This window comes from Streptomyces sp. BBFR51 (assembly GCF_044591655.1).
In the GTDB taxonomy this organism is placed as follows: domain Bacteria; phylum Actinomycetota; class Actinomycetes; order Streptomycetales; family Streptomycetaceae; genus Streptomyces.
In genome coordinates, this window is the sequence record NZ_CP172448.1 from 8438262 (window position 1) to 8459463 (window position 21202).

Consider the following 21202-nt stretch of genomic DNA (forward strand, 5'->3'; position numbering starts at 1 on the left):
CATGAGGTTTCCCGCGGCGGTACTGCGCTCCTACGACAGCCGGTTCGCCGTCGAGGAGGTGATGCTGAACGCCGGTCCGGCCGAGGGCGAGATCCTGGTCCGCATCGCGGGCTGCGGCATGTGCCGGACCGATCTCGCGGTGCGGCGTTCGGCGGGCCGCTCCCCGCTGCCGGCGGTGCTCGGGCACGAGGGAGCCGGAGTCGTGGTCCGGACGGGCGGCGCGGACACCGGTTTGGACATCGGCGACCATGTCGTACTGAGCTTCGACTCCTGCGGACACTGCCACAGCTGCTTGGGCGCGGCCCCCGCCTACTGCGACTCCTTCGCCTCGCTGAACCTCTTCGGCGGGCGCGAGGAGAACGCCGCACGGTTCACCGATGCGAGCGGGGGCCGACTGGCCCCTCGATGGTTCGGACAGTCCTCGTTCGCCGCGTACGCGATGGTCTCGGCACGCAACGCCGTGCGGGTCGATCCCTCGCTGCCCGTCGAACTGCTCGGGCCGCTCGGCTGCGGCTTCCTGACCGGAGCCGGAGCGGTCTTCAACTCCTTGCGCGTCGGCCCCGGTGACGCCCTCGCCGTCTTCGGCGCGGGAGCCGTGGGGCTGGCCGCGGTGATGGCGGCCACCGCGGCCGGGGCGGCGACCGTGGCCGTCGACCGGCACCCCGAACGCCTGGTCCTCGCCGAGCGATTCCACGCCATCCCCCTGCACGCCGCGTCCACCGACCTGCCCGCCCGCATCCGGCGACTGACCGGCGGCGGCGCGCAGTACGCACTGGACACCACGGGCTCCACCGAGCTGATCAACGACGCACTACGGTCCCTGCGCCCAACCGGTCACCTCGGCCTGGTGGCACGCCTCCACACCGCCCTGCCGCTCGAACCCGGAGCACTCGACCGGGGCCGCGGAATCTCCCACATCTGCGAGGGCGACGCGGTCCCCGGGCTTCTGATCCCGCGGCTGACCGCGCTGTGGCAGGCCGAGCGGTTCCCCTTCGACCAGCTGATCCGCACCTATCCGCTCTCCGACATCAACGAGGCCGAACGCGACTGCGACGCGGGCCGCGTCGTCAAACCGGTCCTGATCCCATGATCTCTGGTCACACCGAGGGAGAACACATGGTCGACACCGCACAGCGAAACACCGGTGTGGAAGGCGTGGAAGGAGGCGTCGGCCTGACCGCACTCCTGGTGGCGGCGGCCCGGGCGATCGAGACCCACCGCCCCGACAGCCTGGCCCAGGACGACTACGCGGAGCACTTCGTACGCGCCGCACCCGCGTCCGCCGGCTGGCCGGTGCGCATCCGCCAGGTCCCGGACGGGGACTCGAACCCGCTGTGGGGACGATTCGCTCGCTACTTCGGCCTGCGGACCCGGGTCCTCGACGACTTCCTGCTCCAGTCGGTGCACGCGGGCGGCGCCCGCCAAGTGGTGCTGCTCGGGGCGGGGCTGGACTCACGGGCGTTCCGACTCGACTGGCCTGCCGAGTGCGTGATCTACGAGATCGACAGGGAAGGGGTGCTGGCGTTCAAGCACAAGGTCCTCGGGGAACTGGCGGCCACACCGAAGACAACACGCGTACCGATCCCAGCCGATCTGCGCACCGACTGGGTCAGCGCGCTGGCAGCCGCCGGCTTCGACCCGGCGGCACCCACCGCCTGGCTGGCGGAGGGGTTGCTGTTCTATCTGCCCGGCGCGGCCGAGACCTCTCTCATCAGTACGGTGGACCGATTGAGTGCGGAGGGAAGCGCGCTGGCATTCGAGGTCAAGCTCGACAAGGACCTGCTGGAGTACCGCGACAGCCCGCTCTACACCTCGACGCGTCAACAGCTCGGCATCGACCTGCTCAGCCTGTTCAGCCGAGAGACGCGCCCCGACTCCGTGGCCCGTCTGACGGACCAGGGCTGGTCCACAACGGTCCACACGCCCTTCGACTTCACCCACCGGCACGGGCGGGGCCCGCTGCCCGAGCGGAACGACGCACTGGCCGGCAATCGGTGGGTGTTCGCGACCAGGCCGAACCCCTAGCATTCCCACGGGCGGCCGCCGCCGGACCTTTTACCAAACGGCTCGTCACCGAGTGCGCCATGTCCGCGACTTCAGCCTGATTTCGTCTGCGACCGAGCGATCCGGCCAACATCCCGCGGTTTTCCACCTTCCGGACAACCGGGTATCCGGTCCCTTCCTCTCACAGCGCGGGCACAGCAAGTGTCCCGTCACACTGCCAGGGACGAGGGATCGATGACCAGAACGCACAACACCCGGCTGCGGCGTCCGCTGCTCGCCGGCACCACGGCCGTAGCCGCCCTGGCCGTGACGGCCGGGCTCGTGGCGGCCACCGCGGAGCCGGCGACGGCGGCGACAGGGCCCGAACTGAGCCTCATCGCCGCTTCCGCCTCGATCACGCTCACCTCCTGGAAGGAGGACCCGGGCGTCTACCTCGACCTCGGCACCTACCTCACCGCCGAGGGGACGCCGCTGGAGCTGCAGGTCACCCGGAAGTCCTACAAGGACCCCGTGACCATCACCCAGACCGTGTACGAAGGCGGCAAGGCCAAAGCCAAGGCGCTGCCCAAGGGCACGGTGAAGGACTTCTCCGGACTGCCCGGCTTCGCGGAGATCACGGTCACGGACAAGGCGGGCAAGAAGGTCCTCAGCCGTAGCGAGGACTTCTGCCCGAACAACGCCAGCGGCCGAGTGCGGCCCGACGCCCCCGCCACCTCCAGGTATCCGGAGAGCTGCCCCACCAATCCGTTCACCCTCGGTTCGGTATGGGGCGTGGAGAAGGGCTGGGCGGCCAACACCTACGCCGGTTCCTACACCGAGGCGGTGAAGCTTGCAGCCGGCAGCTACACCGCCAAAGTCGGCGTCGCCAAGAAGTACCGTGACCTGTTCGGCATCGCCGACAAGCCGGCCACCGTCAAGGTAACGGTGCAGGAGCGGAGTTACGAGGACGAGCAGAGCGCCACCGAACCCGCTTCCCGGTCCGCGGCGGCAGGCCGGCACGCCGGACACGGAGCCGCCCACCAGGCGCCGACCGCGCACGCGGGCCACGGCCCCGGACACGCCCCGACGCCCGCGCAGTCCGCCGCGCCGGTCACGAGCGGCGCCGGCCCCTCGTACAACGCGGGCCACGGACCCCTGAAGGCGGCGCCGCCCGCCCTGCCGTGGGCGCTGAAGAAGCAGCAGGCCGCGCGCTCGACGCGGGTCGGCGACACGGGTGGCCAGACCGACGGATCGCGCAAGGCCCCGGCGCTCCAACCGCTGTCGAAGCGGCCCGCCGGTACGGCCTCCGTCCCGGACGTGCCCAAGCCCGACCTGCGCTCGCTGCCGGCCTACGGCATCGTCGTCAGTGACGGTGAGCAGGACATCCCCGGCAAGGACTATCTGGCCTTCAGCGCCAACGTGTGGAACGCCGGTCCGGCGCAACTCGTGGTGGACGGCTTCCGGTCGCCCGGCAAGGACAAGATGGACGCCTACCAGTACTTCTACGACGCCAAGGGCAAGCAGGTCGGCTACACCCCGACCGGCACCATGGAATGGGACCCGCGTCCGGGCCATGTGCACTGGCACTTCACGGACTTCGCGAGCTACCGGCTGCTGAAGGCGGACAAGAAGGAGGCCGTGCGCAGCGGCAAGGAGGCCTTCTGCCTGGCCAACACCGACGCGATCGACTACACGGTGAAGAACGCCAACTGGCATCCGTTCAACACCGATCTGTCCACCGCCTGCGGCGAGGAGAACTCGATCTCCGTGCGTGAGGTGCTGGACGTCGGCTCCGGGGACACCTACTCACAGGACCTGCCGGGCCAGTCTTTCGACATCACGGACGTGCCCAACGGCACGTACTACATCCAGGTACTGGCCAACCCGGAGAAGCGGCTGAAGGAAACCGACGTCGACAACAACAGCGCCCTGCGCAAGATCGTGCTCGGCGGCAAGCCCGACAAGCGGACGGTGACCGTACCGGCCCACGACCTGGTCGACGCGAACTGATCGCCCGTCGGCCGCCTCTCACCGACGCCCTACGAGCCGAGCCGGAACAGGCACAACTCGTTCCCCTCGGGGACGGCGAGCACGGTGTTCTCCTCGTGTCGCGCCAGTACGGTGGCGCCGAGATCGACGAGGCGGCCGGCCCCGCACTCGGCCAGAAGGCCGCCGCAAGGGGGGCGCGTTCAGAAGGCGGGAAACGCCCGGCCGCCGGGGTAGAAGGGTTCGCGGTCGGCGCGGAAGGCCCGGGTGGTGCGGGCCAGCGCACCGGCCCGCGCTTCCCGGACCAGGCCTGCGGCCGCGAGGGACGCGAGTGTCGTGCCCCCGAGGCAGGCCGCCGCGAGCGCGGCCGCGGTGAGATGGAGGTCGGCGGGGGCCTGCGTGCGCTCGCAGGTGACCGCGTCCGGCTCGGCCCGCAGCCGGTATCGTCCGGTGTTCCGGGGACAGAAGTCGTCTTCGACGTCCAGGACGACATCCAGCGCGGTGGCGTAGCGGCAACCGGCCAGGGCACGGTCGACGTCGACCAGTCGCACCCACAGCCGGTCGACCACGGTCGAGTGGAGTGCCCGTGGATCCGTCAGCAGGTGTGGCAGCGGTTCGTCCGCGGCGGCCTCGTACTCGATCCATGGCACCAGGTCGATGCCGGCGAGGAAGCGCCACAGCACGGCGTAGGCCTGCCGACCGGCCGCCGCCGGCTCCACGACCCGCACCGCGCTCGTGTCGCCGCCCAGTGCGTCACGCGCATCGTTGATCCGGTAGAGCGCGTAGCCGGTGGCGTCGCCGCGATGGTCGAGGTGCACGGCGCAGCGCAGCGCCGTGGCGCCCCCGCGCGCGTGCGGGGCGTCGTCGAGCCGGCTGTCCCAGAACCGATCGGCCCGGTCGGGCCAGCCGATGGAGGTGGTGCGGACGCGGTCGTAGACCGGCTCGATCAGGGGCCGGGCCGGGCCGGGCCGGGCCGGGTCGCGGTCCAGGAGCCGGACGGTCCCGTCGGCGAAGTCGGTTCCGGGGCGGAAGAGCATGGACCGCTTCTCGCAACGGAGCTGGTTCCCCACCGTGGCCGGCCCGTAGCCGAAGCGGCCGTAGATCGCGGCCTCGGACGGGCGGAGTACGGCGATCGGCTCGCCGCCGGCCTCGTGCAGGCCGATCAGCTGCCTGCGGGTCAGCGAGGTCAGGATGCCGCGGCGGTGCCTCCCACCGGCTGCGCACCCTCGAACGCGCCGATCGCGCGGTCCAGTTCGATGGCGGCGCGCTCCCCGGCCAGCTCCTCGTCGGACAGGTCATTGCCGTAGGTGTCGGCGAACACGCGGGCCCAGAGGGCGAAGTCGTCGCCGGTGACGGGACGGAGAAGACAGGGATCGGTCACGGCCCCTGTGTAGCGGACATCGAGCCGCGTCGCGATCGAATTGTCGTCGCGCCGGGCGTCACGTGAACGTCTGGGCGTCACCGAGTTGGCCGGCCAGGTCGGCCAGATCGTCGGCGTACAGGTCGAACCGGTCGGAGGAGGCGGGCGGGTCACCCACGGGGCGGGCAACGTAGGCGGTGCGCAGGCCGAGGCTCTGTGCGGCGCGCAGGTCCCAGGCGTGGGCAGCGACCATCAGGAGCCGCTCCGGCGGTCGCCCGGAGACGGTGACGGCGAGCTGGTAGACCGCCGGGTCCGGCTTGTAGGTCCGGGCGTCTTCGGCGGACAGGGCCTGGTGCCAGCGCAGTCCGGCATGGGCGTTGAGTCCCAGCAGCGCCGTCCGGCTTGCGTTGGAGAGTCCGATCAGTGGGAACCGTTCGGCGAGTCGCGCGAGCCCTGCCACGGTGTCGGGCCACGGCGGCGGCGTGCGACCGGACAGCGCCAGCGCCCCGACCGCGGCAGGCCCGTCGACTCCGGCGGCATCGGCGACGATCCGGGCGGCTTCCAGGTCGAGGGCGTCACTGGGGACATGGGGCCGGACGCCGCCGAGGATGCGCCGTTGCTCGCGGTCGACGTGCTCCTGCCACAGCGACACAAGCCGCTCGACCCCGGGATCGTCGAGCGATGGGTCGAGCCGACGAACGCCGGCGCGCATACCGGCAGGTTCGTCGACGAGCGTGCCGAGCACGTCGAACACGAGGACATCGATCTCCGGCTCTGACATGGGAGGCCTCCTGGACGAAGCAGAAGCAGAAGCAGTGACGAAATTGGAAGCACTGGCGGAAGGCTGACGATGAGACGAACACAGTGGGGCGGCACCCGGATTCCCCGACCGCACCGGGCCTCGACCCTCGCGGTGTTCCGCACCGGGCGGCAGAAGTAGACTCAACAGATGGTCGTGAACGGGGAAACCGCAGCGTACGGGGCCGCGGACGTCTCGTTGGCGTCTCTCGCGGAGGATCCGCACCCGCACCTGGCCGCGCTTCGCGCACAGGCCCCCGTCGCATGGGTGCCGGCCGTCGGCGGGTGGATGGTGACCGGACGGGACCCCGCCCTGGCCGCGATGCGGGACGCCGGGACGTTCACGGTGGACGACCCGCGGTTCACCACCGCGCGGGTCACCGGTCCCAGCATGCTGTCGCTCGACGGACCCGAGCACGCCCGGCACCGTGAGCCCTTCACCGAACCCTTCCGTCCGCGCGCGGTACAGTCCTCGTTCGCCGGGACGGTCGGCCGCGAGACGGACCGGCTGCTCGACGGCCTGGCGCCGCTCGGCGGGGCGGATCTGCGCAGGCAGTTCGCCGGGCCGCTCGCCGCCGTGGTCATGGCCGAGGTCCTGGGCCTGCGCGACGTACCCGTGTCCGGCATCCTCGCCTGGTACGACGCGATCGTGAGCGCCGTCGACGCCCTGACCCGCGGCCGAGCGGCCGGAGACGAGGGGGCTGCGGCGTACACCGCGTTGCGCGCGGCGGTCGCCGGCACCGTGGACGCCGGGCGCGAGGACTCCCTGCTCGTCCGGGCCGCCACGGGCGCTTTGCAGACCCACGAGATCGCCTCGAACGCCGCCGTGCTGCTCTTCGGCGGCATCGAGACCACCGAGGGCATGATCACCAACGCGCTGCTGCACATACTCGGCACCCCCGGCACGGACGAACTGCTGCGCCAGCAGCCCGAAGTGCTCGACAACGTCATCGAGGAGTCGCTGCGGCTGGAGCCCGGCGCGGCCGTGGTGGACCGCTACGCGACACGTGACACGGAACTGGCGGGCGCCCACATCGCCGCCGGAGACCTGGTCGTCGTCTCCCTGGCCGGCGCCAACCGGGATCCCGCGGTCTTCGCCGACCCCGACCGTTTCGACCCGCGCCGCCCCAACGCCCGCTCCCACCTGGCCTTCGCCCATGGCCCCCACTACTGCCTGGGCGCCCACCTGGCACGCCTGGAGGCCCGCGTGGCCCTGCGCGCCTGTCTCGACCGTCTGCCGGCCCTGCGCCTGGACGACCGGTCGACAAGCTCCCCGTACGGCCTGGTCTTCCGCAAGCCCCAACGCCTCACGGCCCACTGGGACGTCCGAGACGCCAACTGAAAGGACTGCCGCCGCATCGAGTCGGTCGGCGGGCCGGTGCGTTGATTCCACCGTCCTGACGGTATGCGGTATGCGGTATGCGGTACGCGAGACGCCGATCAAGACCTGTGCTGGTCGGCGCGGCGCTTGCCCCCCTACCCCGCAGGTAATCGCCACGCGCGGGCCGCGTCGGCAAGATGGGCGATCTCTCCGCATCGACGGGATGCGGGCCAGGAGGGAGAGGCCGGCCATGTCCACTGACACACCCAAGAACACACGCACGGTGATTGAGGAACTGCTGCGCAGGATCGGCGAGGGTGACCCCGAGCGCATCGCCGAGCTGTACGCCGAGCAGGGCGACTGGAAGCTCGACTGGCCGGAGGCCGAGCACGGCCGTTCCGCGACGCCATGGATCCGCCATCGGGCCACCCGCGCGGACGCGGCGGCCCACTACCGCGAGCTTGCCGAGCACCATCTGCCGGAGGGGGTGGCAACCGAGGTCGAGCGGATCCTCGTCGACGGGAACGACGCGGTCGTGCTCGGCGAGATCCGCCAGACCGCCCGGCCCACCGGCCGTGCGTATCGCGCGCGGTTCGCTCTGCACCTCACGGTCGAGGGCGGCCTCGTCACCCGGCACCACGTGTACGAGGACAGCCTCGCCGTCGCCCAGGCATTCGAAGCGGTGGCCCCTTCCGGTCCCCGGCAGGCTGCAGTCGTCAGCCGCTAGGGTTGCGGAGACCTGCACCGCACCCCCATCCCCATCGCGACAGGAGCAGGACGGATGACCGAGCACGTGATGGCTGCCACCGACGCCTCCGGCAAACGCCTCGCGGAACGTGTCGCACCCGCGGCGCCGACCCTCGACGAAGCCGCCGCATACGGCAACAGCCACCGCGTGAACTACGTGTCGGTCCGTCACGGCCACGACATCACGCTCTACGGGAAAGACGCCACCGGCACCTGGTCGGTCCTCGCCGCCGATGCCCCGGCCCCCGTCGTCGTGGAGATACGCCGCGGACATGATGCCCAGTGCCGGCCGCGGCCCGCCCGGGACGACGGACCTCAGGTCGGCTTCGAGTACGAGCCCACCCCTGAAGGCGACTACGTGCTGACCGCAGTCGACGTGGACGGAGAACCCTACGGGGAGCGCGTCAGCGCCTCGCCACCCACGCTCGCCGAGGCAGCCCGACTCGGCGGTCTCCACGAGACGAACTACGTCGTGGCCGGCGTGGACGGCGCCGACGTGGTCACGCTCTACGGGCGGGGCGCCGGCAACTCCTGGTCGGTGATCGCGGCCGACGTCGATGTCGAGACGGCCGAGGAGGTGTGCCTCTGGTTCGACCTCACCCAGCACTACCAGGGCCCGGTGCCGGCCGTCACCGATCTCGGCGGTGACGGCGTCGGTCACCCTCTCGACCATGTCCCCACGCCCGAGGGCGGGCGGATGGCCGCGGCGCGGGCGATCTCACTGGTCGTGGACCGGATCAGAGGCCGACGCCTGGACTACCCCACCGAGGGGCTGGCGGCGGACCGTTTCGAGGCGGGCTGGAGCGTGTACGCCCCCGTGGACATCGACGAAACAGACCCGATGGCGTTCCTGGACATGCCGGTGGGCCGGTCGGTGTTCCTCGTGAGCGACATCGGACGGGTCAAGGAGATATCGAGCTCGATCCCTCCGCAGCAGGCGCAGGACATGTTCACCGCCGAAGAAGCGTACGTCCGCCGCACGCCCGCCGAGGAACAGTCCATGGCCGACCTCTGGGACGAGGTCACACGGCTCGACTCCGCGTCGCAGGGCTCCGCGGGTATCAGCTCGTTCACCATCGACGCCCCCTCCCAGGAGGTGGCCGCGGCCAGGGCGTCCCGGCTTCTCGCCCCGATCACACAGCAGTTGGCCCTGCTGGGCCCGGCGGCCGGCTGGGACCGCTTCGCGGCCGTGTTCTCCTTCACGGTCTCGGGCGAGGTCGCCCAGCTGCGGTTCTGGTCCGGAGACCGGAGCACCGAGGTTCGGGTCCCGGAGCAGACGGCCCTGCTGGTCCGCAGGCAGCGACACCTGGCCGCGCGCATGCCGGCCGGCCCGTGGTGGCGTCTGCTGCTCACCGTCAGCCACAGCGCCGGATCGAGCGCCCAGATCACCACGGACTACGACTACGGCGACCAGCGCCTCCCGGACGATCACCTGCTGAGCCCCGAGCACTACCGCGACGACCTCGCCGCCTACCCCCGCGCACAGACGCCGGCGTGGCTGTCCGCGTACGTCGCAGGCGACAGCGAGGGCCGGCAAGGTCCCACGCCCCGCACGGCACCGCGGGCCACCGGTGGGAGGACGCCGGCATCCGACCAGCGACAGGACCGCGCGGTAGCCTCCCCGACGGGTCCGGCGCAGTCCCCTCCGGTGCCGGTCCTCGACACACGGATCGGCCGGAAACGTCTCTACGCCGACCCGCAGGTGATCACCTTCGGCAGACACTCGCTCGCCCTCGACGAGGTGGAATGGGTCGGTTATGCGGCGACCCACACCGCCACCAAGCGCTTCCTGTTCCCGACGACCCACGACAGTACGTGGGAGTTCGCGGTGGGCAGGTACCCGTACTACGGCGGGCCCGTGATCCGCGTGCCCTTCTACCAGGGAGGACGGCGAGCCGACCAGCCCGCGGAGTGGACGTTCCTGGTGAACCTCGTCAGGCAGTACCTGGAGCCCCGGCTGCTCACCGACCTCGTGGCCCGGGTCCGGCGTGGTGAGACCATCACGGTCGGCGGCAGCCTGAAGGTGAACCGGAGCGGCATCACGTGTGCGAAGCCACGGCTCACCCTGCCCTGGGAGTCGATCGGCGCCACGCAACTGTCCAACGGCATGATCTGTGTCTACCGGGCAGGCGTCGAGAAGCCGGTGCTGACCGTGCCTCTGAGCCACCCCAACGCGTCCTTGATCCCGGACCTCGTCGCCGCGCTCGGCGCCTGAGGGACGCGTCTCATGGCGGTTGTGTTGCGGGCGTATGGCGGGGGAGCGGGTAGGCGCCCCTGTACTGGTGCTTCGGCTTCGGCGTGTGGTTACCTGGCCTCATGACCGTGCTCGTGACCCGCCGCCACGTCGACTACGCGCGTGTCACCACCACGGGTTGTACTGCCCGGAGCTGACGCTTCGCCCGGGCATCCGCCCCACCTCCTTCCCACCGCGCCGCGCCGACCGCCGGCCTCGCGCAAGTACGAGACCAAGACCGGCGGTTCCTTCCTCACGCGCCCGGAGCGCGCCGCTCTGCCGTGCGCGCGGCGCATACCCCGCGTTCTCCACTCCGCCTTCCCCCCCAAGGGAGCAGCACCATGAGCCAGCAGCCGATCGACTCCGTCACCGCCCATCACGCGCCCGACGCGGAGTCCGCCGGGCCCGACACCTCGGCGTGGTCCTTCGAGACCAAGCAGGTCCACGCCGGTGCCGAACCGGACCCGACGACCGGCGCCCGAGCGACACCGATCTACCAGACGTCGTCGTACGTGTTCCGGGACACGCAGCACGCCGCCGACCTGTTCTCGCTCGCCGAGCCGGGCAACATCTACACCCGCATCCACAACCCCACCCAGGACGTCTTCGAGCAGCGCGTCGCCGCGCTGGAGGGCGGCGTCGCGGCGGTGGCCCTCGCCTCCGGGCAGGCGGCGGAGACCCTGGCGATCCTCACGCTGGCCGGTTCCGGTGACCACGTCGTCTCCAGCGCCTCCCTGTACGGCGGCACGTACAACCTGTTCCGTCACACGCTGCCCAGGTTCGGCATCAACGTGTCCTTCGTCGACGATCCGGACGACGTCGAGGCCTGGCGGGCGGCGATCCGGCCCGACACCAAGGCACTGTTCGCCGAGACGCTGGGCAACCCGCGCGGGAACGTGCTCGACGTGCGGGCCGTGGCGGACGTCGCACACGACGCGGGCGTCCCGCTGATCGTGGACAACACGGTGCCCACGCCGTACCTTCTGCGGCCCATCGAGCACGGCGCCGACATCGTCGTGCACTCCGCGACCAAGTTCCTGGGCGGCCACGGGACCACCATCGGGGGCGTCGTCGTCGACGGCGGGACCTTCGACTTCGGCGCCCACACCGAGCGCTTCCCCGACTTCACCGAGCCCGACCCCAGTTACCACGGGCTGCGGTACTGGCCCGCCCTCGGTCCCGGCGCCTTCGCCGTCAAGCTGCGGGTCCAGTTGCTGCGCGACCTCGGCCCGGCCATCTCCCCGCACTCCGCGTTCCTGCTCCTGCAAGGCGTGGAGACACTCAGCCTGCGCATCGAGCGGCACTCCGCGAACGCCCAGGACCTGGCCGAATGGCTGGAACAGCGTGACGAGGTCGCCGCCGTCCACTACCCGGGACTGCCGTCCAACCGCTGGTACGACGCCGGGCAGCGGTACCTGCCGCGGGGTGCAGGCGCCGTCGTGGCCTTCGAACTGCGGGACGGCGCCGAGGCGGGCAAGCGATTCGTCGACGCCGTCGAACTGTTCAGCCACCTCGCGAACATCGGAGACGTCCGCAGCCTCATCATCCATCCCGCGTCCACCACCCACAGCCAGCTGGGCGAGCAGCAGCTGGAGGCCGCCGGCGCCTCGCCCGGCCTGGTACGGCTCTCCGTCGGCATCGAGAACCTCGCCGACCTGAAGGCCGACCTCGAGGCCGGGTTCCGGGCCGCGAAGGGCGCGTCCTGAACACCGTACGGACGCCGTCGCGGGTCCCCCTCCCACCGTCCTGCGGGGCCTGGCAGGAGGGGGACCCGCCCGGGCGTCGCCAGTGGTACGAGCGCCAGGCGCCGTTCCGTCTGGAGGCAGGCGGTCAACTACCCGGGCTGCGGCTCGCGTTCGAGACCTGGGGACGGCTCGCGCCGGACCGCTCCAATGCCGTACTGGTCCTGCACGCCCTCACCGGTGACAGTCATGTGGCCGGACCCGCCGGCGCCGGCCATCCGACCCCCGGATGGTGGGACGGGCTCGTCGGGCCGGGGCGGGCGCTCGACACGGACCGCTGGTTCATCGTCGCCCCCAATGTCCTCGGCGGCTGTCAGGGCAGCACCGGTCCGTCCTCTCCCGGACCCGTCGGACGCCCCTGGGGCGGCGACTTCCCGTTCCTGACGCAGCGTGACCAGGTCGCCGCCGAGGCCGGTCTGGCGGACGCGCTGGGCGTCGAGCGCTGGGCGTTGGTGGTGGGAGGCTCGATGGGAGGCATGAGGGCGCTCGAATGGGCCGTGGCACATCCCGAGCGGACCGGAGCGCTCCTGCTGCTCGCCACGACGGCCGCCGCGAGCGCCGAGCAGATCGCCTGGGCCGACATCCAGTTGCACGCCATCCGCTCCGACCCGCACTGGCGCGACGGCCACTACCACGCCACCGGGCAGGGGCCGCACGCAGGACTCGGCCTCGCCCGACGGCTCGCCCACGTCACCTATCGCAGTGAGACCGAACTCCAGGCCCGCTTCGGACGCTCGGCACAGGGCCAGGAAGATCCCTGGTCGGGCGGGAGGTATCAGGTCGGGTCCTATCTCGACCACCACGCCGCCAAGCTGGTGCGCCGCTTCGACGCGGGCAGCTATGTCGTGCTGTGCGAGGCCATGAACAGCCATGACATCGGCCGCGGTCGCGGAGGCGCGCCGGCCGCGCTGAGACGGGTGACGGCCAGGACTCTGGTGGCCGGGGTCGATTCCGACCGGCTCTACCCGCCCGCACAGCAGGCGGAGTTGGCGTCCGGCATCGGCACGGCCGACGCGCCCCGGACCATCGAGTCTCGCCACGGTCACGACGGCTTCCTGCTCGAGGTGGAGCAGGTCGCCGCGCTGGTGGCGGAACTCCTGCCCTGAGCCCCGGGGTCTGGACCGTCCCCGTACACACGACTGACAAGAAGCTGTCACACAGGGACCGGAATGCGGTGCCGGCAGCGGGAGGTTTTCACCCACATGACTGTAGGAGTAGCGCTCAACGCAACCGACGCGCCGAACCAGGTCGACGCGTCCGTGGAGCTGGCCCGCGAGGCCGCGGCCGCGGGCCTGCGTTCCGCCTGGTTCGGGCAGACCTTCGGCGCGGACTCACCCCAGCTCGCGGCGATCGTCGGGCGCGAGGTGCCGGGGCTCCACGTGGGCACCTCCGCGATCCCCGTCTTCGGGCGGCACCCCCTGCTCGTCTCCAGCCAGGCCCAGACCGCGCAGGCGGCCACACACGGCCGCTACCACCTCGGACTGGCGCTGGGCACCAAGCTGCTCACCGAGGGCGGCTTCGGCCTGCCCTTCGAACGGCCCGTCGCCCGGCTGCGCGAGTTCCTCACCGCGCTGCGGCAGTTGACGCAGACCGGGACCGCCGACTTCCGGGGCGAACTGCTCACGGCCGTCACGCCGACCCCCGCCCGCGTACCCGGCGCGGAATCGGGTGTCCCCCTGCTGGTGGCGGCGATGGGGCCGCAGGCACTGCGAGCCAGCGGTGAACTGGCGGACGGGATCCTGCCCTACCTGGCGGGCCCACGCGCACTGGAGACGCACATCGTTCCGGCCCTCACCGCCGCGGCAGCGGCCGCGGGCCGACCCGCGCCGCGGATCGTCGCCCTGGTGCACGGCGTGGTCACCGACGACACCGACGTGGTGCGGGCGAAGGCGACCGAGAAGCTGGCGTTCTACGAGCAGATCCCGTCCTACGCACGGGTCATCGAGCTCTCCGGGGCACGACGGGCGTCCGACGTGGCCGTGATCGGCGACGAGAAGACGGTCGCGGCCGAGCTTCGGCGCTACCGGGACGCCGGAGCGACGGAGGTGGTCTTCTCCGGCACGGAGATCGCCGGCGAAGCGGACCGGCGACGTACCTGGGCACTCCTCGGCGAACTGGCCGGATGAGGCGCACCGCCGGACAGGAACCGCAGGGTGCCGCGAGGCACACCCTTCCCGGACAAAGGAGTACACATGACCACACAGGTCACCACGGCAGACCTCCGCGCGTTCACCGAGGAATGGCTGGTCTGGTACCGCGCCCAGGAGGAACGACTCGCCGCCCCGCACGGATTCCTGTCGATAACGGCTCTGCACTGGCTCGACGAGACACCGCAGCGCTTTTCCGACGCCCCGGGCGCGTGGTGGGCCGACGCCGACGGGATCACCGTCGCTCTGGACGACAGTGAGGAACTGGACGTCGACGGAACCACCGTCAGGGGCGAGCACCACTTCGGAGTGCTCCCCGAACGCGGTGGCATCGACGTGACGTGGGGAGACGCCGTGATCGAGGTGGCCAAGCGCGGCGGACACGACATCGTGCGCCCCCGGCACCCGCACGCCCCGCTGCGGACCGCCTTCACCGGGACGCCTGCCTACGCACCGCATCCGCGCTGGGTGGTCAGGGGCCGCTACGTCGCGTTCGACGTGCCGCGGCCGACCGCTGTGGGCGCCGCGGTCGAAGGTCTGGAGCACGTGTACGACGCCCCGGGCCGTATCGAGTTCGAACTCGCCGGGCGGCCACTCTCCCTCACCGCGTTCCCCGGGCACGCTCCGGGCCGGCTGACCGTGCTCTTCACCGACGCGACCTCGGGCGTCACCACCTACGCCGCCAACCGCTCCCTGAGCGTGGCCCCACCCGCCGCCGACGGCACCGTCGTCCTGGACTTCAACCGCGCCGCGAACCTTCCCTGTGCCTACACGGACATGGCCACCTGCCCCCTGCCACCGCCGGAGAACCGCCTGCCGGTGCCAATCGAGGCGGGCCTCATGATTCCCCGCGAACGGGGCGGGGCCTGAAGAACTGTCGGACACGCTCGCGGCACGGTCGGCCCCGTGCCGCAGATACCATTCCAACGCTGCGGCCGACGACGCCCATGGCCGGGGGGAGAGAGATCGTGCGCCGACCACTGCTGTTCCTCGACGTGGACGGCCCCCTCAACCCCTATGCGGCCAAGCCCGAGAGGCGCCCCGCCGGCTACACCACGCTCAGAGTGCCCCGCGGCGGCGGAACTTCAGAGGTGCACCGGACCACCTCCTTGCGTCGGCGACCCCTGCGGGTCTGGCTCAACCCGGCACACGGACAAGCCCTGCTCCGGCTTGACTACGAGCTGTGCTGGGCCACCACATGGATGGCGGATGCCAACCGGTGGATCGCCCCGGCACTCGGTCTCCCTGAACTTCCCTTCGTCGACTTCGGCGACGCCTTGCTCCAGGACCGGCCCGACGGAGTCCACTGGAAGACAGGGCCGCTGGTGGACCATGCCAACGGACGTCCGTTCGTATGGGTGGACGACGAACAGAGCGACGCGGACCAGGTGTACGTCAGCACGCACCACCGGGCACCTGGACTTCTCCACCACGTCGACCCGCGGATTGGGCTGCGCGAGGACGACTTCCGGACCCTTGCCGACTCCGCCCCTTCTTCGGGCACGTCACGAGCCACCGGCCGAGGCCGGCTTGCGGGAGGGGTCAGCCCGCCGAGGGGGTTCCGGTCGGCCTGAACATGATGCCGGCCAGTGCGCCGAAGGTGTCTTCGGGATTCCGCCCCTCCAGGGGGCCGTCGAGGTTGTGGGAGAGCAGTAGCGTCGCGAACCCGTGGGCCATCGACCAGGCCGCCATGAAGCCGACGGCCGGATCGTCGCCATGGCCCGTCACCGCCGTACGGAGCATGCTCCGCGTCCGCTCCCGCGCCGCGAGGAGCTCCGGGTCGTCCGGGCGCAGAAGTTCCGGCTGGAACATGACCTGGAAGTGCGCCGGGTGCGCGATGGCGAAGCGCACGTACCGGACGCCCAGGTCCCGCAGGTCCTCCGTCTCGCCGAGAGTGGTGGACAGGAGGCCGTAACCCTCCGTGGCGATGGCGGTGAGCAGGCCCGCGCGGTCCTTGAAGTGGTGTGCGGGCGCGGCGTGCGAAACGCCGGCGCGGCGGGCCAGGTCGCGCAGGGAGAGGGCGGCCGGCCCGTGGGTGGCGATGACGTCGAGGGCCGCGGTGAGCACGGCCCGGCGCAGGTCTCCGTGGTGGTAGGAGCGTTCCGTGGACATGATGAGCAGCGTAGCGCAATCTTGGCATTGACAAGATGGCGTGGTGAGGACAGTCTAGGCAGTGACAAGATGCAGGGGATGGAAAAGGGAGTCGTCTTGAGCAACGACAACGGGCGCGTAAGGCAGATGTGGCACCTCCTGGAGCCCCTGCACGCCGTCCTCTACTTCGCGCCACAGGTCTTCGAGGAGGTCGAGTCGCTCGGTTACGACACCGGTGAGCGCTGGCCGAGCTACTTCGCCCTGCGGGCGGCGCCACTCGGGGCCCCGGGGCCCCGCCAGGTGGCGTCCGCGTTCTACAGTTTCAGCCCGCGCACGGTCGCCGAGCACATCCCCGCCGCCTGGGACGTCGCCGCACCGGACAAGGTGATCGAGGCCCGGACACGCGGCATCGACCTGGCCTACCGCGCCCTCTTCGGCGAGCGGACGGACGGTCCCGATCTCGCCGAGGCCGCCGCGCTCGCCCGCCGGGCAGCCGAGGCCGCGCCCACCGAGGGCCGTCCGCTCGCCGCCGCGAACGCCGAGTTGCCCTGGCCCGAGGAGCCGCACCTCGTGCTGTGGCAGGCCGCGACGATCCTGCGCGAGCATCGCGGCGACGGCCATCTCGCCGCGCTGCTCGCCGCGGGCCTCGACCCGGTGGAGGCACTGGTGTCCTTCGCCGCCGTCGGCGCGGCGCCGGCCGCCGTCTTCGCTAGCCGCGGCTGGACCGAGCAGGAGTGGTCGGCCGCCGGTGAACGGCTCTTCGGCCGGGGACTGCTGAACGCCGACCACACCGCGACCGACGAGGGCCGCGCCCTGCGCGCCGAGATCGAGCGCCGCACCGACGAACTGGCCGCGGCGCCCTGGCGGACTCTCGGCGACGAAGGCATCGCGCGGCTGGCCGAACTCCTCGGACCGCTCTGGCTGGAGGTCCTGGGTTCGGGAATGCTGCCCCGCGAGACCACACTCGGCATCGGGAAGGTCTGACACCTCGGACCGGGACGTTCCTTACGGGTAGCCGGCCAGGTTGGCGACGTTGTTGCTGGAGTTGGACGGCCCACCCCGGTCGTTGATCACATGACGGATGGTCCCGGTGCCGCCGAGGGAGACGGTCACCATGTTCCGGAAGCGTACGTTCGGGTTGTCGGGCACCTCGAAGGCGTGCTCGGCAACGACGCCCGGATTGACGTTGAAGTAGCAGTAGCTTCCGAGACCGTAGGCTTCATGGCTGGTGACGGAGTCCGCGACCTTGTACGCGGCGTAGCCCTGGGTGGAACCGTTCATCCAGGCAGCCTGGTTGGGCGGATCGTAGGGCATCTCGTTCTGATAGAAGTAGGTGCGGCCGCCGTTGCCGTTCCAGACGGTCTGGTGCCTCTGGTAGTGCTCGACGAACAGGCCGTACATCGTCACGTCGTCGCCGTTCACGACGAGCCCGGTGTCGGCGGTGTTGGTGTTCCATCCGACGCCGCTGCCGTGGTCCGCGCGCCAGATCCACATGTGGTCGCCGATGACGTCGTCACTGTTCACGACGAGGCTCGTGGTCGCCTTGCCGACGGCGGCTCCGCCGACGCGGAAGTACACGTCGTGCAGGGACGTGGGATTGGCTCCATGGTCGGCCGACGCACCGGCCGGGCCCACCTCCACGAGCGTGGGTGAGTTGGTCGTACCGGCGTCGAAGAGCACTCCGGCAATCTTCACCCCGTCCACGTCGGCGACCGTCATGGCCGTGACGCCGTTGTCGGGGACGAAGGTGGCGAGCCCGAGCCCGAGGACCACGGTGTCGGGGCGGGTGACCCGCAGCGTCTGGTCCAGGTGGTAGACGCCGGGCGTGACCAGGAGGTTCTTGCCCTCGGCGAGGGCGGCGTTGATCTGCGCGGCGCTCGCCCCGGGCTTCACCACGAAGAACCGGTCCATGCCGAGCGAGGCCCCGCTCGCGGTGCCGTTCGCCCAGGTGCTGCCCGTGGAATCGGTGCGCACGGAGGGCACGAACACCTTGTACGCGCCCGCGCCGTCGACGTAGAGGAAGGGCTTCTCCCGTACCGTCGGCGTCTGGTTCACCGCGGTGTAGGGCGGGTTCGGGAAGGTGTTGCCCGGAGTGCCCTGGCTGCCCACGAAGACCATGTTCCAGTTGGAGCCGGTCCAGCTGCCGAGCTGCGAGTTGCGGGTCAGCCACTGTTGCTGGGTGCCGGAGCGCACCTGGCCGTCGATCTTGCTGTCCGCCATGAATCCACCGCTGGACCAGCCGCCGTCGCTCAGTTCCAGGTTGCCGCGCACATGCATGCGCCGGTACGCGGACGCCTGCGAGACGGCCCAGCGGTCGGTGCCCCCGGCCGGGTTCACGGACAGGTTCTCGGCACCGCGCCAGAAGTTCTGGGTGGCGTTCTGCGGAGGGAACCAGTCCGCCTCCACGTGTACGGCCCCGTTGATCGTGACCGAGTCGGGCGACTGGCCCAGGCCCAGTACCTGGGTGTAGAAGCCCACGTTGACGTCGTTGCTGTAGGTGCCCGGCTTGAACAGGACCGCGTAGCGCTGGGAGCCGAACTGGTTGGTCTCCTGCTGCCGGAATATCGCGTCGAGGCGGCTCTGGATGGTCGACGACGGCATCGAAGGGTCGAAGACCGCCACGTTGGGGCCGAGATCGACGTCGCCGGGCGCGGTGCTCGACGGCGTGACCTGGAACCTCTGTGCCGCCGTGCCGTTGCAGGCGTACTGGACCAGTTGGACGCCGTCGGTCGTCGAGGCGGACGGGACGTCGAGACATTTGCCGCTGTTCCGGTTGACGAAGTGATACGCGCCGCCGCCCTCGTCGACCGGCCGCCACTGCTGGTTGGCGCCGCCGCCGTACGTCCACAGGTGCACGGCGGCGTTGTCGGCGGTGGACACGTCACTCACGTCCACGACCTGCCGCACGTCGTTGCGGTTGCCGATCTGCACGAAGCCGTCGTCGGTCGGTGTGAGGGCCCACTGCTGGGCAGCGGAGTTGTTGCAGGTGTACTGCTGCACCGCGGTGCCGTTGACGGTTCCGGCAGCCCTGGCGTCCAGGCACTTGCCGCTGCCGCTGTTCACCAGGGTGGACCAGCCGGCCGGCAGCGCCGCGGCGGCCGCCGATCCGGCGGACGTGCCGCGGGGCTGCGCGGGAGCGGCCTGCGTCGGCCCCGTGGCGAGGACCGAGGCGACCGAAGCCGCGATGACGGCGGCCGAGAGCACGGCGCTCCGCGGGCGACCGGTACGGCTCACCGGGGAGCCGCCGGAGCGGCCGCCGACGGGTGGGCGCGGGATTCGAGGCATCGTGTCGTCTCCAGTGCCGCCGGAGCGGCTCGGGTAGGGGAGTGGAGGAGGGCGCCGGTGCGCGGTGGCACCGGGTCAGCCGTTGTACTGGGAGAAGACACGGGTGAAGTCCCAGGGCTGCTGGGAGACGCCCGAACAGGTGTCGGCCCCGCCGCCGGTGCAGGGCCGGTCGCGGTTGACCGACCAGAAGGTCAGCCGGGCCAGGTGACGCTGCTGCGCGTAGGCGAGGATGGTGCGGAAGTCGGCGACGGTCACCGTCTCGCTGTTGTCGGTGATGCCGTTCATCGAGGAGATGCCGGTGTGCCGGTAGGCCTGGTCGTCGGAGTAGCCGTAGGCGTTCTTCACCGCGGTCTTCAGGCCCTCGGCCGCGCGGACGGTGAGCTGTCCCATGTTCTGCCCGGCACCGCCGAAGTTGAACGGCATGATCGTCCAGCTGTCCACCGTCAGGCCGGACGCGGCGGCCTTGCCGATGAGGCTGCTGTCCGGGCCGTTCTGGCCGGTGCCGAAGGTGACGTACACCTTGAGACCGGGGTTGTTCGCCTTCACCGACTTCAGCGCGTCGACCGTTCGCTGCTGCACGGTCGGGCTGTCGTACGCGGCGGCCTCGATGTCGACGTCGATGGCCTTGAGACCGTACGCGTTGATCACCTTCTGGTAGGCGGCGGCCAGTTCACCCGCGCTGCCGCAGGAACTCTCCAGCTTGTTTCCGCTCCAGCCGCCGAAGGACGGGACGACATCGCCGCCCGCGGCACGGACGGTGTTGACGGTCTGCTGGTCGACACCCCCGGCCAGTGGCCGGCTGCCGTCCCACTGCGGATCGCAGTAGCCGTTGCTGAGGACGAAGGCCAGGGTGAACCACTTGACGCCGGTGGCGTTCATGACGGTGGTGGGGCTCGGGGGACTGCCCCATCCGTTGTAGAGGTAGGGCGCGACAGCCATCGAACCGGGGCCGGGTGCCGGGCCGCCACCGCTCGGGGCGCTCCACTTCTGGTTGGCGGCACCCGTGCACGTCCAGATCTGCAGCGGGGTGCTGTTGGCGGAGCTGTTGCCGGTGGCGTCCAGACACTTGTCGGCCTGGGGATTGACGATGTCCCGGGCCGCGGTGACGGTCCACTGCTGGGCGGCACTGCCGTTGCAGTCCCACAACTGGGTGCGGGTGCCGTCGGAGGTGCCGCCCGACGTGACGTCCAGGCACTTGCCGAGCGCACGGATGGTGCCGTCGGCGCCGACGTTCCACTGCTGCGCGGCGCTGCCGTTGCAGTCGTAGAGCTGCACGGCCGTGCCGTTGGCGGTGCCGGCGCCCGCGACGTCCACGCATTTTCCGCCGATGCCGGTGATCTGCCCGGTGGCCTGCGCGGCAGCTCCGGCGGGGAAGGAGCCGAGTCCGGCGACAAGGGCGGCCGCGGCGGCGGCGCCCAGAACTCGACCTGATGCTGGTCTGCGAAGAGGTGGCGTGGTCACGAGTGGCTGTCCTGTTCTGCCGCCGGAACCGGGCCCCTGGAGAGCGAT

Annotated in this window: 19 protein-coding genes; 12 read left to right on the forward strand and 7 right to left on the reverse strand. The window is 71.0% G+C overall.

The features are described 5' to 3' along the window. Window position 1: 1 nt before the first annotated feature. The 3 genes from ACGH7X_RS38380 (at window position 2) to ACGH7X_RS38390 (ending at window position 3993) form a co-directional block, all read left to right on the forward strand. Complete coding sequence (locus ACGH7X_RS38380) at window positions 2–1090, forward strand: NAD(P)-dependent alcohol dehydrogenase (RefSeq protein ID WP_399894973.1); 1089 nt, start codon at window positions 2–4, stop codon at window positions 1088–1090. A 26-nt stretch (window positions 1091–1116) separates the two neighbouring features. Further along, window positions 1117–2025 carry a class I SAM-dependent methyltransferase gene (locus ACGH7X_RS38385; protein WP_399894976.1) on the forward strand — a complete coding sequence of 303 codons (909 nt, stop codon included), beginning with the start codon at window positions 1117–1119 and terminating at the stop codon, window positions 2023–2025. A 213-nt stretch (window positions 2026–2238) separates the two neighbouring features. After that, window positions 2239–3993: a lysyl oxidase family protein gene (locus ACGH7X_RS38390; RefSeq protein ID WP_399894978.1), complete on the forward strand. Its 1755-nt coding sequence runs from the start codon at window positions 2239–2241 to the stop codon at window positions 3991–3993. A gap of 29 nt (window positions 3994–4022) precedes the next feature. Here the strand turns inward: ACGH7X_RS38390 and ACGH7X_RS38395 are convergent, their stop codons facing one another. Genes ACGH7X_RS38395 through ACGH7X_RS38410 form a run of 4 tightly spaced genes read right to left on the reverse strand, consistent with a single transcriptional unit; the run spans window position 4023 to window position 6110 of the window. Continuing rightward, window positions 4023–4148 (reverse strand): VOC family protein, encoded by a 126-nt coding sequence (locus ACGH7X_RS38395; protein WP_399897651.1) that lies wholly within the window; start codon window positions 4146–4148, stop codon window positions 4023–4025. Between the two features lie 24 nt (window positions 4149–4172). Next, window positions 4173–5162, reverse strand: a complete 990-nt coding sequence (locus ACGH7X_RS38400; RefSeq protein ID WP_399897654.1) for a sterol carrier protein domain-containing protein — start codon at window positions 5160–5162, stop codon at window positions 4173–4175. Further along, complete coding sequence (locus ACGH7X_RS38405; protein WP_399894981.1) at window positions 5156–5350, reverse strand: hypothetical protein; 195 nt, start codon at window positions 5348–5350, stop codon at window positions 5156–5158. The genes ACGH7X_RS38400 and ACGH7X_RS38405 overlap by 7 nt, the downstream gene beginning before the upstream one ends. 58 nt (window positions 5351–5408) lie before the next feature. Beyond that, the gene (locus tag ACGH7X_RS38410; RefSeq protein ID WP_399894984.1) at window positions 5409–6110 is read right to left on the reverse strand and encodes a haloacid dehalogenase type II; all 702 of its coding nucleotides are present in this window, start codon (window positions 6108–6110) and stop codon (window positions 5409–5411) included. Between the two features lie 168 nt (window positions 6111–6278). Between ACGH7X_RS38410 and ACGH7X_RS38415 the strand changes: the two genes are divergently transcribed. From ACGH7X_RS38415 to ACGH7X_RS38450, 8 genes are all read left to right on the forward strand, one after another. Continuing rightward, window positions 6279–7469 carry a cytochrome P450 gene (locus ACGH7X_RS38415; RefSeq protein ID WP_399894987.1) on the forward strand — a complete coding sequence of 397 codons (1191 nt, stop codon included), beginning with the start codon at window positions 6279–6281 and terminating at the stop codon, window positions 7467–7469. Between the two features lie 229 nt (window positions 7470–7698). Continuing rightward, on the forward strand, window positions 7699–8175 hold the full coding sequence (locus ACGH7X_RS38420) for a nuclear transport factor 2 family protein (RefSeq protein WP_399894989.1): 477 nt from the start codon (window positions 7699–7701) through the stop codon (window positions 8173–8175). 54 nt (window positions 8176–8229) lie between these two features. Beyond that, on the forward strand, window positions 8230–10410 hold the full coding sequence (locus ACGH7X_RS38425) for a hypothetical protein (RefSeq protein WP_399894992.1): 2181 nt from the start codon (window positions 8230–8232) through the stop codon (window positions 10408–10410). Window positions 10411–10769: 359 nt separating this feature from the next. Then, window positions 10770–12134: a bifunctional o-acetylhomoserine/o-acetylserine sulfhydrylase gene (locus tag ACGH7X_RS38430; protein ID WP_399894995.1), complete on the forward strand. Its 1365-nt coding sequence runs from the start codon at window positions 10770–10772 to the stop codon at window positions 12132–12134. After that, on the forward strand, window positions 12131–13276 hold the full coding sequence (locus tag ACGH7X_RS38435) for a homoserine O-acetyltransferase (protein WP_399897657.1): 1146 nt from the start codon (window positions 12131–12133) through the stop codon (window positions 13274–13276). Before ACGH7X_RS38430 ends, ACGH7X_RS38435 begins: the two co-directional genes overlap by 4 nt. A 96-nt stretch (window positions 13277–13372) precedes the next feature. Beyond that, on the forward strand, window positions 13373–14296 hold the full coding sequence (locus ACGH7X_RS38440; RefSeq protein ID WP_399894998.1) for a TIGR03564 family F420-dependent LLM class oxidoreductase: 924 nt from the start codon (window positions 13373–13375) through the stop codon (window positions 14294–14296). A 66-nt stretch (window positions 14297–14362) separates the two neighbouring features. After that, window positions 14363–15187, forward strand: a complete 825-nt coding sequence (locus ACGH7X_RS38445; RefSeq protein ID WP_399895001.1) for a DUF1684 domain-containing protein — start codon at window positions 14363–14365, stop codon at window positions 15185–15187. Window positions 15188–15285: 98 nt separating this feature from the next. After that, on the forward strand, window positions 15286–15891 hold the full coding sequence (locus tag ACGH7X_RS38450) for a hypothetical protein (RefSeq protein ID WP_399895004.1): 606 nt from the start codon (window positions 15286–15288) through the stop codon (window positions 15889–15891). Here the strand turns inward: ACGH7X_RS38450 and ACGH7X_RS38455 are convergent. Beyond that, on the reverse strand, window positions 15860–16429 hold the full coding sequence (locus tag ACGH7X_RS38455) for a TetR/AcrR family transcriptional regulator (RefSeq protein ID WP_399895007.1): 570 nt from the start codon (window positions 16427–16429) through the stop codon (window positions 15860–15862). The genes ACGH7X_RS38450 and ACGH7X_RS38455 overlap by 32 nt on opposite strands. A gap of 78 nt (window positions 16430–16507) precedes the next feature. On the opposite strand from ACGH7X_RS38455, the gene ACGH7X_RS38460 reads away from it, so the two are divergent. Next, a complete protein-coding gene (locus ACGH7X_RS38460; RefSeq protein ID WP_399895010.1) occupies window positions 16508–17392 on the forward strand; it encodes a hypothetical protein in 885 nt (294 codons plus the stop codon). A 21-nt stretch (window positions 17393–17413) separates the two neighbouring features. On the opposite strand, the gene ACGH7X_RS38465 is transcribed toward ACGH7X_RS38460, so the two are convergent. Beyond that, window positions 17414–19693, reverse strand: coding sequence for an RICIN domain-containing protein (locus tag ACGH7X_RS38465; RefSeq protein WP_399895013.1), 2280 nt, complete (start codon window positions 19691–19693; stop codon window positions 17414–17416). Between the two features lie 75 nt (window positions 19694–19768). After that, entirely contained in the window at window positions 19769–21154 is a 1386-nt protein-coding gene (locus ACGH7X_RS38470) for a ricin-type beta-trefoil lectin domain protein (protein ID WP_399895016.1), read from the reverse strand. Between the last annotated feature and the right edge of the window lie 48 nt (window positions 21155–21202).